Annotated in this window: 11 protein-coding genes and 1 tRNA gene; 5 read left to right on the top strand and 7 right to left on the bottom strand. The window is 52.1% G+C overall.

Going from position 1 to position 13,539, the window contains the following annotated elements:
* The 3 genes from BM258_RS24660 to BM258_RS23365 all read right to left on the bottom strand — a co-directional run.
* Window positions 1–249 (bottom strand): helix-turn-helix domain-containing protein (locus tag BM258_RS24660; protein ID WP_342029365.1); only part of this gene is annotated, 249 nt, incomplete at its 3' end.
* 73 nt (window positions 250–322) lie between these two features.
* A complete protein-coding gene (locus BM258_RS23360; RefSeq protein WP_455423314.1) occupies window positions 323–763 on the bottom strand; it encodes a GFA family protein in 441 nt (146 codons plus the stop codon).
* Between the two features lie 32 nt (window positions 764–795).
* Window positions 796–1,689, bottom strand: coding sequence for a LysR family transcriptional regulator (locus BM258_RS23365; RefSeq protein WP_090075655.1), 894 nt, complete (start codon window positions 1,687–1,689; stop codon window positions 796–798).
* A 145-nt stretch (window positions 1,690–1,834) separates the two neighbouring features.
* Here BM258_RS23365 and BM258_RS23370 point away from each other — a divergent pair, with 145 nt between their 5' ends.
* The gene (locus BM258_RS23370) at window positions 1,835–2,596 is read left to right on the top strand and encodes an SDR family NAD(P)-dependent oxidoreductase (protein ID WP_090075656.1); all 762 of its coding nucleotides are present in this window, start codon (window positions 1,835–1,837) and stop codon (window positions 2,594–2,596) included.
* A 492-nt stretch (window positions 2,597–3,088) separates the two neighbouring features.
* Here the strand turns inward: BM258_RS23370 and BM258_RS23375 are convergent.
* Window positions 3,089–3,165: transfer RNA gene (locus tag BM258_RS23375), tRNA-Arg, on the bottom strand.
* 444 nt (window positions 3,166–3,609) lie between these two features.
* On the opposite strand from BM258_RS23375, the gene BM258_RS23380 reads away from it, so the two are divergent.
* Window positions 3,610–5,601: a methyl-accepting chemotaxis protein gene (locus tag BM258_RS23380; RefSeq protein WP_090075657.1), complete on the top strand. Its 1,992-nt coding sequence runs from the start codon at window positions 3,610–3,612 to the stop codon at window positions 5,599–5,601.
* Between the two features lie 84 nt (window positions 5,602–5,685).
* On the opposite strand, the gene BM258_RS25000 is transcribed toward BM258_RS23380, so the two are convergent.
* The 3 genes from BM258_RS25000 to secA form a co-directional block, all read right to left on the bottom strand.
* Complete coding sequence (locus tag BM258_RS25000; RefSeq protein WP_090075658.1) at window positions 5,686–6,837, bottom strand: methyl-accepting chemotaxis protein; 1,152 nt, start codon at window positions 6,835–6,837, stop codon at window positions 5,686–5,688.
* Window positions 6,838–6,892: 55 nt separating this feature from the next.
* Window positions 6,893–7,417, bottom strand: a complete 525-nt coding sequence (locus BM258_RS23390; RefSeq protein ID WP_090075659.1) for a PAS domain-containing protein — start codon at window positions 7,415–7,417, stop codon at window positions 6,893–6,895.
* Window positions 7,418–7,823: 406 nt separating this feature from the next.
* Window positions 7,824–10,502 (bottom strand): preprotein translocase subunit SecA, encoded by a 2,679-nt coding sequence (gene secA, locus BM258_RS23395; protein ID WP_090075660.1) that lies wholly within the window; start codon window positions 10,500–10,502, stop codon window positions 7,824–7,826.
* 269 nt (window positions 10,503–10,771) lie between these two features.
* On the opposite strand from secA, the gene BM258_RS23400 reads away from it, so the two are divergent.
* The 3 genes from BM258_RS23400 (at window position 10,772) to mutT (ending at window position 13,479) form a co-directional block, all read left to right on the top strand.
* The gene (locus tag BM258_RS23400; RefSeq protein ID WP_090075661.1) at window positions 10,772–11,596 is read left to right on the top strand and encodes a peptidylprolyl isomerase; all 825 of its coding nucleotides are present in this window, start codon (window positions 10,772–10,774) and stop codon (window positions 11,594–11,596) included.
* Between the two features lie 188 nt (window positions 11,597–11,784).
* Window positions 11,785–13,029, top strand: a complete 1,245-nt coding sequence (gene argJ, locus BM258_RS23405; protein ID WP_090075662.1) for a bifunctional glutamate N-acetyltransferase/amino-acid acetyltransferase ArgJ — start codon at window positions 11,785–11,787, stop codon at window positions 13,027–13,029.
* A 12-nt stretch (window positions 13,030–13,041) separates the two neighbouring features.
* Window positions 13,042–13,479 (top strand): 8-oxo-dGTP diphosphatase MutT, encoded by a 438-nt coding sequence (gene mutT, locus BM258_RS23410; protein ID WP_090075663.1) that lies wholly within the window; start codon window positions 13,042–13,044, stop codon window positions 13,477–13,479.
* Window positions 13,480–13,539: the final 60 nt, after the last annotated feature.

Genomic DNA, 13,539 nt, shown 5'->3' on the forward strand with positions numbered 1-13,539 from the left:
CTTTTGGGCCGTTCGGCGCTCCCGGCGAGGGCGCTTCTGGTCCTGTTCAAAAAGCGTCTGGAGACGAGCATCAAACCCATTGCATAGCTTGTGCCGAACTGGCGGGGCCTGGCGATGGTAGCTCGGCGGGCTGTCATCCTTAAGATACTTCTTGATTGTGTTGCGCGACAAACCTGTCTGACGCGCGACTGATCGGATGCTTCGGCCATCAACCAGCACCCAACGTCGGATCTTCGAAATACTTTCCATCAAAATCACCTGCTCTTTCCTCCGCAATTGGCCTGCGGAGATTAACGGAAACAGGTGGGTTAATTTTACTCGCTCATAACCCACCTAAGTGGGTCAATTTTGCACGCCGATTCACATCGTTGTCCCAATTTGCGCGCATCGAAAAGCAAATATGCGCGTTTGGTCGCAGGCTGACTGGGGAGTCAAGTGATCCTACGGGTACTACGAGTATATCACCGTTGCTCTGATAGAACGGCAATGCGGAGCCGCATATCGTGCAGAAACACTTCGTGTGCCGTGTTCTTGGAAGCTTAAATACTTTGACATTTTCCTCACCTAACAGCCAGGTGATCGATGAAGAGGAAGAAAACAAGTTTGCCGAATATGTAGAAGCGCTATCCTCTCGGCATCGTGAGCAGTGATAAAGAAAAAATCTCTCGGGGTCGCCCGAGATGCGAAACTTCACAGCGTCACATAGGCACCCGCCTATTGTGTGTTGAGAGCTGGTCCGAATTCTTAGGACCAGCTCAAATATCGCCTAACCGCAATCCTCGTCCCTAGACGAGGTTACCCCCGATAGCGCAGAGCATTCAGGACGGCCTGGAACGCGGGCGATGCTTGACGCCGGTTCGGATAGTAAAGGTGAAACCCGTCCCAAGTGGGACAAAACGTTTCCAAAACCTGAATGAGCTTTCCGGACGCAATTCCTTTCTGAGCGATCTCGTCCGGTACGTAGGAAAGTCCAAATCCGGCTTCCGCCGCTTTTAAACAATCGAAAACGTTATTGAAAGCCAACTGCCCATCAACGCGCACGCGCAGTTCACGTTCTTCTTCCTTGAACTGCCACGCAAAATGGATACCGCTTGACTGAAGCAGAAAGTTGACACAAGGGATCTGGTCCAGCTCACGAGGATGTGATGGAGTCGGATAAACATCCAGCAATGCAGGTGAGCCAACCACAATATAGCGCAAATCTGGGCCAATTCGAGCGGAGATCATGTCTTTGGCTAGATGCTCCCCGCGTCGCACGCCTGCATCATAGCCCTCGGTTACGATTTCGTTCAGACCATTGTCCTGCGTGATCTCAACTTTAATGTCGGAATGCGTTTTCAAGAAAGGTGCCAGTTTAGGCCAAAGCACATGGCTTATTCCATATTCTGATGAAACAATTCGGACTGTGCCCGCAGGCATATCGCGCAACATACCAAGTGCTTCAATCTCAGCGTCAATTGCTTCCAGATGCGGAGTTACGCCGTTAAGCAGACGCTGGCCGGCTTCTGTCGGTGCTACGGCTCGTGTAGTGCGAGTGAGAAGACGCACACCGAGACGTTCCTCAAGTTGCCGGATCGTGTGGCTCAATGCCGACTGTGTTAAGCCAAGTCCCGCCGCAGCGCGCGTGAAGCTTCGCTCTTTCGCTACAGCAACAAAAGCGCGCAGATCATTCACATTTTCTCTTGGCATAAGAAATCATCCATGAGCAAATTTAATTAAATTAATATAACTATGCCACCTAATCTCTCAATAAACCAGTACTTATAATGAGAAAAAAATACCCAAACAGCTTAAGGGTCAATTGCTGCTGGCAGATATAAAAGGATAGAACAAGATGGCGAATATACTGATCACTGGTAGCACGCAGGGCGTAGGCCTCAATGCAGCAAAGCTCCTTCTTGACGAAGGGCACGGCGTCATTCTGCATGCGCGAAACGCTAACCGCGCCGAAAGCTTTGGTGATCTCGCCGGAGGAGCAAAGGGGGTCGTCATTGGTGACCTGTCTTTGATGGCGGACGTTCGCAGGATCGTTGATCAAGCAGCATCTTTCAGCCCCATAGACGCGGTAATTCACAATGCGGGTATCCTTGGCGGATCATGTCGTAAGGAAACCACGGAAGGACATTTACAAGTCCTCGCAGTCAACGCTTTGGCTCCCTATCTATTATCAAAGCTTTTGCCTGCAGCGCGTCATATCTTTACCGGCAGTAGCATGCATTTCGGCCACAACAAAATACTGGAAGACCTTGAGTGGCGTAGCCGCCGCTGGTCGGGATCGCAGGCCTACGGCGAGAGTAAATTGAGCGTCACAACGCTCTCTGCAGCGCTTGCCCGACTTTGTCCCAATATAGTTTATCAAACGGTTGACCCAGGATGGGTTCCTACGCGAATGGGAGGGGCATCAGCTTCAGACCCACTAGAATTGGCACACGTCACCCAATGTTGGCTAGCAACGTCCAATGACGCCATTACACTGCAGTCGGGACAATATTGGCATCACATGAAACCACGAGCCCCGGACGCCAAGGTGAGAAATCAGGAGTTTCAGAATACTCTGCTAAAACACTTGGCCCGGCTAAGTGGGTTGGTTAACTGAATCCTAAAACGCCCTTTGATCTTAAACGCTGATACGATTGCAGAGGGCAGCTAAAATGAATTGTCGAATGGCCACTTGAGCCTGCAGCATCAGAAATCGCACATTTACGGCGAACGACCGCTCCCCGCCCCGAACCAGCAGCATAAGCCTAGATGCGCCTCTAGATCCCCTGAATGGCCGCTTTCGCCAGCGGCGCCTGATATCTCGCATCTGCAGGAAATGGCAACTTTCCGCCCAATTTGCTAGTTGGCCCCTTGAGGACTCTTCCCATCAATTTAAGTGGTTCGGGTGCACCTTGATTGGATTTTTCAATATTGGCTGAATGAAGCGTGTCGGGAGTGACTACTTCCAAGCAACATTTGACCCACTTTCCAGACACTAGCGGCACAAATTGGAACTTGAATCCAATCGTTTCATGGGCCGTTTCGTGGGCTCAATGTTGATTTTGAAAGTTCTAATTTCTTTATCTATATGAAAATAAGAGGAAAATATTGGTGCACCCGACAGGATTCGAACCTGTGGCCTCTGCCTTCGGAGGGCAGCGCTCTATCCAGCTGAGCTACGGGTGCTTCTGGTGGCCTTTTGGGGATGTTTGCACGAACCTGATGTTTTCGGTTGTGCGTGGCTTTGTGACATCTCCAAGACACACAGATTATATGTCGGCTTTCTTAGCGGATGCATCCGACGGGTGCAATGGAAAAGCAGTCTAATTCTCGTGCTTTGTGCATATTCTGCAGATATGGGTCCTGTTTGTTGGTGTTGCTCATTGGTTAGCGCTGTCGCTCATGATGCGCTCGCGTGTTTGGCGCAGCCTTTCTTGGTTGGAGGCTGAATTTACGGATCCGGCATGCTGCATCAAACTAAATATAGTTTAAGAATAGTTGTTGTTGTAATTGACGGTTCTAATGGTAGTAATGCTCTTCGAAAATGATTTAGACTATTAATGAAATTATTATAACTTTCCTGATAAATATATTTTGATTATTTCAACAAAGTGAGGTGCGATTTTGGACATGGAAAACCAGATTGCTTCAGAAATATTGTCCGAAGCCGTAGTTGAGACCATTAGGGTTATTGAGAGTAATAAATCCCTGTCGCATCTTAGCTCTGCTTCCTTCTCCTTTCCGACTGGTCAGTCCCCGCTGGCCGTTGCCTATATCTCTCCCCATCTCAATTTTGAGGATATTGTCCGCCGGCTCAATGAAATGGCGGGGAAAACCCGCGTTATTGCTGTAATGACCGCTGGTGAGCTGTGCAACTGTTCTGACAATGCGCTTTATCGCAATGCTTCGGGCAGTTGGGAGAGCCTGACTGTCCAGATTTTCCCGCCAGATCTGATTGGTGATGTGTCCGTTCATAAGGTTTCTCTGCATAATGAGGATATTCGCGCGGGCAGCCCGAACAAAAGCCGTGACCAGCGGATTGCCCGTATCGCGCAGGATCTGGGGCGTATCAATGTGCCATTCTCCATCCGCCCCGAAGAAGTTTTTGCTCTGACTTTCATTGACGGTTTGTCAGCTTCTGAGAATTATCTGATGGAGGCAGTGTATCAGAGCGGTAAATTCCCTTGCCTCTTCATTGGCGGCTCGGCTGGTGGCAAACTGGATTTCTTGGAGACCAAGATTGCCGATGGGGCTCAGGTGATGCAGAACCATGCGATCATGGTTTTTGTTCGTTTGGCCAAAGGGCGGAAATATGGTGTTTTCAAAAGCCAGAATTTCAAGAAGAGCAGTGTTTCATTCCTGATTGCAGATGCCGACCCGGATTTGCGTGTGGTCCGCAGTGTGGTGGACCCAACAAGTGGCGATGTCGAGCCCTTTATCGATAGGCTGGCGCAGCATTTCAGGGTGTCGAGTGACAAGATCGAAGGTAGCTTGGCTGGCAAGAGCTTTGGCATCGAAATAGACGGCGAAATATATGTGCGCTCGGTCGCTGCGATCAAGCCCGAGGAGGGAGAGGTTGCCTTTTATTGCGATGTCAATCCGGGGGACGAATTGTTCCTGCTTGAAGCGACCGATTTTGCGCAGCAGACCAAGAGTGATTTGGGCAGTTTTTTGCGCGGCAAGCCTAAGCCTTTGGGAGCCATCCTGAATGACTGTATCTTGCGCCGCCTGCACAATCAGAAATCGACGGCGGCTCTGTCGGATGCTTGGGCGATGCCTGTCGCTGGTTTTTCCACCTTCGGTGAGCTGTTTGGCATCAATGTGAATGAGACACTGAGTGCAATTGTCTTTTTCGAAGATGAGGCGAACCAGTATGAAGATGACTATCTGAAGAATTTCACGATCCACTATTCGCGCTTCAGCAATTATTTCACACGGTGCCGTTTGGCCAGTGCCGAGATGATCAATCTGGTACGCTCCAAGATCATCGACACAATGTCGGAGCAATTTGCCAATGTTGGTGATATCCAGAGCGTTCTGGCCAACACGCAGCATATGCGGGATTCTCTTTATTCCATCCGTTCTTCCATTTCGGGAGTCAATGACGGTCCGGAGGCCGGGGCGGCTCAGGAAGCTGACGAGACGAATGATCTTTCCTATCAGTTCGAGCATTTGTCCGGTGCCATGAAGGGCTTGAGAGACATTCTGGGTGTGATTGACGGGATTACCGGGCAGACCAACCTTCTGGCTCTCAACGCAACGATTGAGGCCGCCAGAGCCGGGCAGGCCGGTCGCGGGTTTGCTGTTGTTGCTTCGGAGGTCAAGCAACTGGCCGGGGATACGAAATCCACTCTGGTGCATACCGAAGAAACAATCGGAGATATGGAAGGAGCGCTGGCTGCATTGGGTGAACTGATCGCGCAGACGCGGCAGAAATTTATTGACGAGGGGGATTTGTATAAATCCACCATTCAGCAGATTGATGACATGATTGCCCAGCCAGATGGCATCGACAAGACGCTCAATGAACTGGGGGGGATTGTCGAGACGCAGGTTGAATCTGCCGAGCTTGTTCAAAGGCAGCTTGAAAAACTTGCCCGTTTGGGGGCTAGTGCTGCCTGACACGTTGCCACAACAGGTCTTATGTAAAACGAAAGCCCCGGTCGAACTGGGGCTTTCTTGTTTTCTAGAGGTCGCTGGTATCTGTCAAATGACCTTGCGTACTTCGTGCAGAAAATTGTCGATGCCGGATTTGAGCTTCTCGCCGTTCGTGGCCAATTCCTGAGAAGCATGATGGACATCGTGCGCTGCGTTGGAGGCTTCAACGATGCTCTCGCTCACCGAAGAAATGTTGCAGGTTACTTCCGAGCTTCCCACGGACGCTTCTTCAATGCTGCGGGCGATCTCGTTGGAGGCTGCGCTTTGCTCTTCCACTGCGGCTGCGATGGCAACCGCGATCTCCTTGGTGCTGGCGACCGTACGCTCTATACCGTCGAAGGAATTAACAGCATGCTGGCTTGCTTCCTGTATGCGTGCAATCTGCTGGCCAATGTCGCTGGTGGCTTTGCTGGTTTGGGTTGCCAGTGCCTTGACCTCATTGGCGACGACAGCAAAGCCTCTGCCAGCTTCTCCGGCTCTGGCGGCTTCAATCGTCGCGTTGAGGGCCAAAAGATTGGTCTGGTCGGCGATGTCGGCAATCAGTGACATAATGGCGCCAATGCTATCGGCTGCGCTGGAAAGGCCCTTGAGGTCCTCGCTGGTTTGTCTCACCTCGTTGACCGCATTTTCGCTATGCTCGGCGGAGCGCATGACCTGCTGATTGATTTCGCTGATGGAGTTGGTCAGTTGCTCTGTGGCTGCAGCCACAGCGCTGACATTGCCAGATGTCTGTTCCGATGCCTGCTGAACAATGTTGGCCTGACTGCTGGATGTGGTGGCGATCTGGTTCATGGAACCGGCGGAAGCTTCAAGCTCGACGGCAGCTGCGGCCACAATCTGAACAATGCTGCTCATCTGGTCTTCAAAGTCCTTCACCGCTCCGGAGAAGGTGTGGACCCTTTCTGACATGACCTCCATGGCATCGTTGACCGTGCGGCTAGCCGTTGCGAAGCTGCCGTTCATGCCTTTTTCCGAGATGCGTCGGAAATATTTGTTTCGCGCAACATATTCAAGGGATGCTGTGGATTCGCGCAAGTAGGCATCCGATCGGTCGATCAGGTCGTTGATGGCATGTAACAGGCGTGCGGACTCGCCCGTTTCTGTAATATTGATAATGCGTTTTTCGAAGTCGCCCTTGGCTGCTGCTTCGACAACATCTATGGCTTTCATGACTGCGGATTTGTACTGATTTTTCAGCATACTATCGGTCTCTGTATTTAAGGCGCCTGAATCCGGTTGAACGGATTGTCATGCGTCACAATGTTGCGATGAATTCGTCATAGGGAACGCCACCGGATTCCAGCAGGTCGGTGAGCATCTGGCGGGACGCCTTCATGCCTTCCTTGCGATTGGTATGGGCGTTTTCTTCATCCAGCAATTTCTTGTAGAGCGGTATGATTGCGTTATTGACGATATCCCTGTCCGGGACACGGCGGTTGGAGTGATATCCGATAATGTTGCCCGATGCATCATGGCTCGGCGTGATGTGGGCGTTGACCCAGTAGTGATCGCCATTCTTGCAGCGGTTGACGACATAGGCGAAAATTTCCTTGTCGTTCTGGATGGTCTCCCACATCAGTTCGAAGACGCATCGCGGCATGTCTGGATGGCGAATAATGCTGTGAGGTTGGCCCAGCATCTCCTTTTCGGAATAGCCGCATATTTTGACGAACTGGGAATTGCAATAGGTGACACGGCCTTTGAGGTCCGTTTTGGAAACTATGATTTCGGACACTTCAAAAAAACGCTCAGTCCCTGTCAAGGTTATGTTCTTTGACATAAACGCTCCAGCGCAAAGTCCTGTGAACTCTGCTTATTACTTAATACTTTTCAATTCTTTGTATCAGCTTGCTCTTAACAGAATATTTAATTGCAAAATTGGCAGTAGATATAATTATCAAGTACAAATGCTTACGGATTTTAGGGTAATATGAAAAAAATTACCCAAACTTCCAGTTGAAAATTAGTGTCTTTTTTGATTTTTCATAAAAAACTATAATTATAGGTATTTTCTATTCTTGTATTACTTACTGTGGCATTTCTTTGATTTTGTCGTTGGGTTCTGTTCAAGAGTGCTAAAACTGACGGATGTCTTCACGAAGGAAGAGTGATTGGACAAGGTATAAAAAAATCCCGCCAAAGCTGATAGGCAATGGCGGGACCTGATTTGGTGATGTCGAGGCTGATCAGCTCAACTTGCCGTGGCAATGCTTAAATTTTTTACCCGAGCCACAAGGGCAGGGGGCGTTGCGTGGCACTTTGCCAAAGGCATTGTGTGGAGCAGCGTCCTCGTTGGGCACAGCATCATTTTCTCCCGTATTCGGATTGGCGTGCTGTTCGTGCATTTCTGGCAGTTCATTCTGCTCGAACGGGTTTGGCTCTTCCTGTCGCAGCTGCACATGGGCCAACTGCTGGGTCACCAGACGGCGCATATTGTCCATCATGGCCTGGAACAGTTCGAAGCTCTCGGTCTTATATTCCTGCAGCGGATCACGCTGGCCGTAGCCGCGATAGCCGATCACGTTGCGCAGATGATCGAGGGCCACCAGATGCTCGCGCCAGAGATGATCGAGAATTTGCAGCAGAACCGACTTTTCTACCTGACGCATAAGGTCAGGAGTGAAGTTGGCTGTTTTCGCTGCCGCTGCTTCATCTGCTGCTTTTTGCAGGCGATCGATGATTTCTTCGTCAGCGATGCCTTCTTCCTTGGCCCAGTCCTTTACCGGAACGTCGAGATTGAGGATTTCCTGCACTTCGTTGTGAAGGCCATCTACATCCCACTGCTCAGCATAGGCGCGCTCTGGAATATGCTTGGCGACGATATCTTCGACGACTTCGTGGCGCATATCCGTAACGGTTTCCGCAACGCTGTCGTCCTTCATTAGATCAACGCGCTGATCAAAGATGACCTTACGCTGGTCATTCATTACGTCATCGAACTTGAGAAGGTTTTTACGAATATCGAAGTTCCGGGCCTCAACCTTTTTCTGGGCTTTTTCAAGCGCCTTGTTGATCCACGGATGAACGATGGCTTCGCCTTCTTTCAGGCCCAGCTTCTGGAGCATGCCGTCCATGCGGTCCGAGCCGAAGATGCGCATCAGGTCATCTTCCAGAGAGAGGAAGAATTTGGAATGCCCCGGGTCACCCTGACGGCCGGAACGACCACGCAACTGGTTGTCGATGCGGCGGCTTTCGTGGCGCTCGGTGCCGATCACATAAAGGCCTCCGGCTTCGAGTGCTTTCTGCTTCTTGGCTTCGATGTCTGCCTTGATCTCGGCGATTTTCTTCTCGCGCTCTTCACCCTGCACCTCTTCTGGGATTTCCTGTGCGATGCGCATGTCCAGGTTGCCGCCGAGCTGAATATCGGTACCACGACCGGCCATGTTGGTGGCGATGGTGATTGCGCCCGGGCTACCGGCCTGTGCAACGATGAGGGCTTCCTGTTCGTGGAAGCGGGCGTTCAGGACCTGATGCGGAATCTTTTCCTTTTTCAGTCGCGCGGACAGCTCTTCGGACCGTTCAATCGAGGTCGTACCGACTAGGGCCGGCTGGCCTCGCTCCACGCAATCCTTCATCAGTTCGACGAGAGCATCATCCTTCTCGCGCAGGGTGCGATATACCTCATCATCTTCATCCACGCGCTGGATCGGCAGGTTGGTCGGAACATCGATGACTTCGAGGTTGTAGATGTCCATGAACTCTTCCGCTTCGGTCTGGGCCGTACCGGTCATGCCGGAGAGCTTGTCATAGAGGCGGAAATAATTCTGGAAGGTAACGGAAGCCAGAGTCTGGTTTTCCGGCTGTATGGCTGCGTGTTCCTTGGCTTCAAGTGCCTGATGCAGACCATCAGAGAAGCGGCGGCCTTCCATCATGCGGCCGGTAAACTCGTCAATGATGACAACTTCATTGTTCTTGACGATGTAATCCTTGTCGCGGGCGAACAGCAGATGAGCGCGCAGAGCCTGATTGAGATGGTGAACAACGGTCACATTCTCGATGTCATAAAGCGACTCGCCTTGCAGCATGCCAGCTTCCTGAAGAATCTTCTCGACATACTCGGTGCCTTCTTCAGTGAAGGTTGCCGTTTTCTGCTTTTCGTCGATTTCGTAATGTTCAGGGCTCAGCTGCGGAATGAACTTGTCAATGGTGTTGTACATTTCCGAGCGGTCATCCAGCGGGCCGGAAATGATCAGTGGAGTACGCGCTTCATCGACCAGAATGGAATCGACCTCGTCGACGATGGCGAAGTTATGGCCACGCTGAACCATCTGGTCCAGATCATATTTCATGTTGTCGCGCAGATAATCGAAACCGAATTCGTTGTTGGTGCCGTAGGTCACATCTGCTGCGTAGGCGGCTTTGCGTTCTTCGTCATTGATGCCATGGACGATGACGCCGGTGGTCATGCCCAGGAAGCGGTAGACCTGTCCCATCCATTCGGAGTCGCGCTTGGCCAGATAGTCGTTGACGGTGACCACATGCACGCCCTTGCCTTCGAGCGCGTTGAGGTAACCTGCCAATGTTGCGACGAGGGTCTTACCCTCGCCGGTGCGCATTTCTGCGATGGCGCCGTCATCGAGCACCATGCCGCCCATAAGCTGCACATCATAATGGCGCTGGCCCAATGTGCGCTTGGCAGCTTCTCTTACTGTGGCAAAGGCAGGAACAAGCAGCTTGTCCAGCTTCTCCCCGTTCGCCAGTTGTTCACGGAACTCCACGGTCTTGTGGCGCAAGGCCTCATCGGAGAGCTGGGAATATTCATCTTCCAGCGCGTTGATGGCGGCGACTGTGGGACGATACCCCTTGATGCGACGATCATTTGCCGTTCCAAAGAGTTTGCGAGCGATAGCTCCAAGACCAGCCATAGACCGGATCCTTCCTTGAAAATGCCCCCACAATTTTGTGACGGCCTTATTTGTAACGCAATTGCGGCGAGACTAGGTCAAGCGGGACGCAAGTCTCGGCTTTAACATGAATGTCAACAGCCAGATAACCTGATTGGCAATAAACTGCACGGCTGACAGATAAGATTGGGTCTTTGTCTTGTCAACGCCAAGAAAGGCGGGTAGGTCACATGAAAGGCAGTTTTTAAAGTTTTTTCGTTCCAAAGTGAACAACGATAGGAAAGATACAGATGGTTCGTGCCTATTTCCAACGCTCTGCAATGGCCGTAGCGGCTTCTCTATTTCTGATTGGCTCCGTCCCGGGTGTTCTCGCTCAGGATGCTGGAGACGACAGTGTGGTTGCTACTGTCAATGGCAAAGAGATCACCGCGGGCGAGTTTGATTTTATTGCAGATCAGCTTGGCCAACAAACCCAGCAGATGACACCCGAGCAGAGAAAAGAGACCCTGACGACGATGCTCGTTAACATGGAGCTGGTCTCTCAAGCTGCAACCAAACAGGGGCTGGATCAGTCTGAAAGCTTCAAGAAGCAGGTCGAATTCCTCAAGAAGCGTGCTTTGCAGACGGAATTCTTCCGCAAGAATGTGGATGAGGCCATCACGGATGCCGATTTGCAGGCGGTCTATGATGAACAGATTGGTGCATTGCCGGTGCGTCAGCAGGTCAAGGCTCGTCATATTCTGGTCAAGACCGAAGACGAAGCCAAAGACATCATCAAGGAACTTGATGGTGGTGCGGACTTTGCTGAGCTGGCCAAGGAAAAGTCCACAGGTCCGTCCGGCGCTCAGGGTGGTGATCTTGGCTATTTCGGTCAGGGACAGATGGTTCCTGCCTTTGAAGCTGCTGCCTTTGCACTGGAGAAAGGCAAATATTCCGAAGAGCCTGTGAAATCCGATTTCGGTTGGCATGTCATTCTGGTCGAAGACAAGCGGGATGCGCCAAAGCCAACGCTTGAATCGGTCAAGGACAACCTCCGTGCTTTTGTCGCTCAGCAGAAATTCCAGACTCTGCTAGACGATCTGCGCAAGGAAGCGGACGTCAAGATCCCTGAATGATCTTGAAGGCCAATTGCTTCTGATCATGAAGGTGGCATGCGGGCCAAGGCGCGCAGGCCGCTAAAGTCAGCGAATAATTGCTAAAATTGGCTGGCATTTGTTCAGAGCACAGTTTATGGAGGGGGAAAGCATCCTTATGGCCATGGGCCCTGGATGTTTTCCCTCTTTTTTATGGAAGGATGCCTGTCATGGAACTCAAGCCATCACCTTTTGCACCAACCGACTATCCCGCGCTTGATGCGATCGGAGGGTTTCGCCTTGGTGTTGCTGCGACCGGCGTAAAATACAAGGGACGCAACGACTTACTGATTGTCGAGATGGCTGAGGGAACCTCCGTCGCCGGGGTTTATACCAAATCCAAATGCCCATCGGCTCCGGTTGACTGGTGCAAGGCCCATCTTGGTGGCGGCAGCGCGCGGGCGCTCGTTGTCAATGCATCCAATGCCAATGCCTTCACCGGCTCTGCGGGTGAGAAGACCGTTTCTGCTGTTGCTGCGGCAGCTGCTGAAGCCTGCGGCGGCAAGGCTTCGGAGATTTTCATGGCCTCGACCGGTGTTATTGGCGAACCGCTGGATCCGGCTCCGATTACATCCCTGTTCGGCACATTGTTTGATCCTGAAAAAGCCGATGCGTCCTTCATGGATGCGGCGCGGGCGATCATGACAACAGACACCTTTGTCAAGGTGGCCACAGCGAGCGTGGATATCGATGGGACAACGGTCGCCATTCATGGCATCGCCAAGGGCTCGGGCATGATTGCGCCGGATATGGCCACAATGCTGGGCTTCGTCTTTACCGATGCGCCGATTGCCTCCGAGGCCCTTCAGGGGCTGCTCTCCAAGCATGTGGATACCTCCTTTAACGCCATCACCGTGGATAGCGATACATCAACCAGCGACACTCTGATGGTTTTTGCGTCTGGTGCCGCCAAGGGGCGCGGCTGTCCAGAGATCGAAGTGGCAGACGATCCGCGACTTGAAGCTTTTTCCGATGCGCTCTCGGCTCTCTTGCAGGATCTGGCCAAGATGGTTGTGCGCGATGGAGAAGGGGCCAGCAAGTTCCTTGAAATCACGATCAGTGGTGCAGAGGATAATGCCGCAGCCAAGCGTGTGGCACTTGCTGTTGCCAATAGTCCGCTGGTGAAAACGGCCGCTGCCGGGGAAGACGCCAACTGGGGGCGTGTCGTTGCCGCTGTCGGCAAGGCCGGTGAAATGGCAGATCGGGACAAGCTCGCCATCTGGTTCGGTCCTTATCGTCTGGCTGTCGATGGAATGCGTGATGCGGAGTATTCCGAAGAGCTTGCCAGCGACTATATGAAAAATGGCGAGATCGAGATCCGCGCTGATCTCGGGGTTGGTGAGGGAACCGCGACGGTTTGGACCTGTGACCTGACCCATGGCTATATCACGATCAATGGCGACTATCGCAGCTAGGGTTTGGGGTTTATGTCTGCATCTGAAGGAACGAACGAGCCGTCGATCCGGTTGTTGCTGGTGGTTGCTGTCGCTTTGGTGGATGAGGACAATCGCATCCTCATCGCCCAGCGCCCGGAGGGCAAGAATCTGGCCGGGCTATGGGAATTCCCGGGCGGTAAGCTGGAAGCAGGGGAGCGGCCGGAAGTGGCGCTCATTCGCGAGCTGGAAGAAGAGCTGGGTATCAAGACCAAAGAAGCTTGTCTGGCGCCGCTGACCTTTGCCAGCCACGGCTATGATGATTTTCATCTTCTGATGCCGCTTTATATCTGCCGCCGTTGGGAAGGGGTGCCGCAGTCTCGTGAGGGGCAGGCGCTCAAATGGGTGCGGGCCGGTGCCTTGCGGGATTATCCGATGCCGCCGGCAGACCTGCCGTTGATCGCTCCGCTGGTCGATCTGCTGGGTGCATAGAGCCAGCTTTTTTCACGGAATTAATAATTTGGTTGCTATTATTTCAGGTCGGAAAGAGAT

The organism is Cohaesibacter marisflavi (assembly GCF_900115225.1).
Classification (GTDB): Bacteria; Pseudomonadota; Alphaproteobacteria; order Rhizobiales; family Cohaesibacteraceae; genus Cohaesibacter; species Cohaesibacter marisflavi.

What these genes read in the sequence shown, in the direction of transcription:
- BM258_RS23390 (WP_090075659.1), bottom strand. Translation starts at nt 7,417, where the DNA reads ATGTCAAAGAACATAACCTTGACAGGGACTGAGCGTTTTTTTGAAGTG.
- BM258_RS23370 (WP_090075656.1), top strand. Translation starts at nt 1,835, where the DNA reads ATGGCGAATATACTGATCACTGGTAGCACGCAGGGCGTAGGCCTCAAT.
- BM258_RS23365 (WP_090075655.1), bottom strand. Translation starts at nt 1,689, where the DNA reads ATGCCAAGAGAAAATGTGAATGATCTGCGCGCTTTTGTTGCTGTAGCG.
- BM258_RS25000 (WP_090075658.1), bottom strand. Translation starts at nt 6,837, where the DNA reads ATGCTGAAAAATCAGTACAAATCCGCAGTCATGAAAGCCATAGATGTT.
- BM258_RS23400 (WP_090075661.1), top strand. Translation starts at nt 10,772, where the DNA reads ATGGTTCGTGCCTATTTCCAACGCTCTGCAATGGCCGTAGCGGCTTCT.
- secA (WP_090075660.1), bottom strand. Translation starts at nt 10,502, where the DNA reads ATGGCTGGTCTTGGAGCTATCGCTCGCAAACTCTTTGGAACGGCAAAT.
- argJ (WP_090075662.1), top strand. Translation starts at nt 11,785, where the DNA reads ATGGAACTCAAGCCATCACCTTTTGCACCAACCGACTATCCCGCGCTT.
- mutT (WP_090075663.1), top strand. Translation starts at nt 13,042, where the DNA reads ATGTCTGCATCTGAAGGAACGAACGAGCCGTCGATCCGGTTGTTGCTG.
- BM258_RS23380 (WP_090075657.1), top strand. Translation starts at nt 3,610, where the DNA reads ATGGAAAACCAGATTGCTTCAGAAATATTGTCCGAAGCCGTAGTTGAG.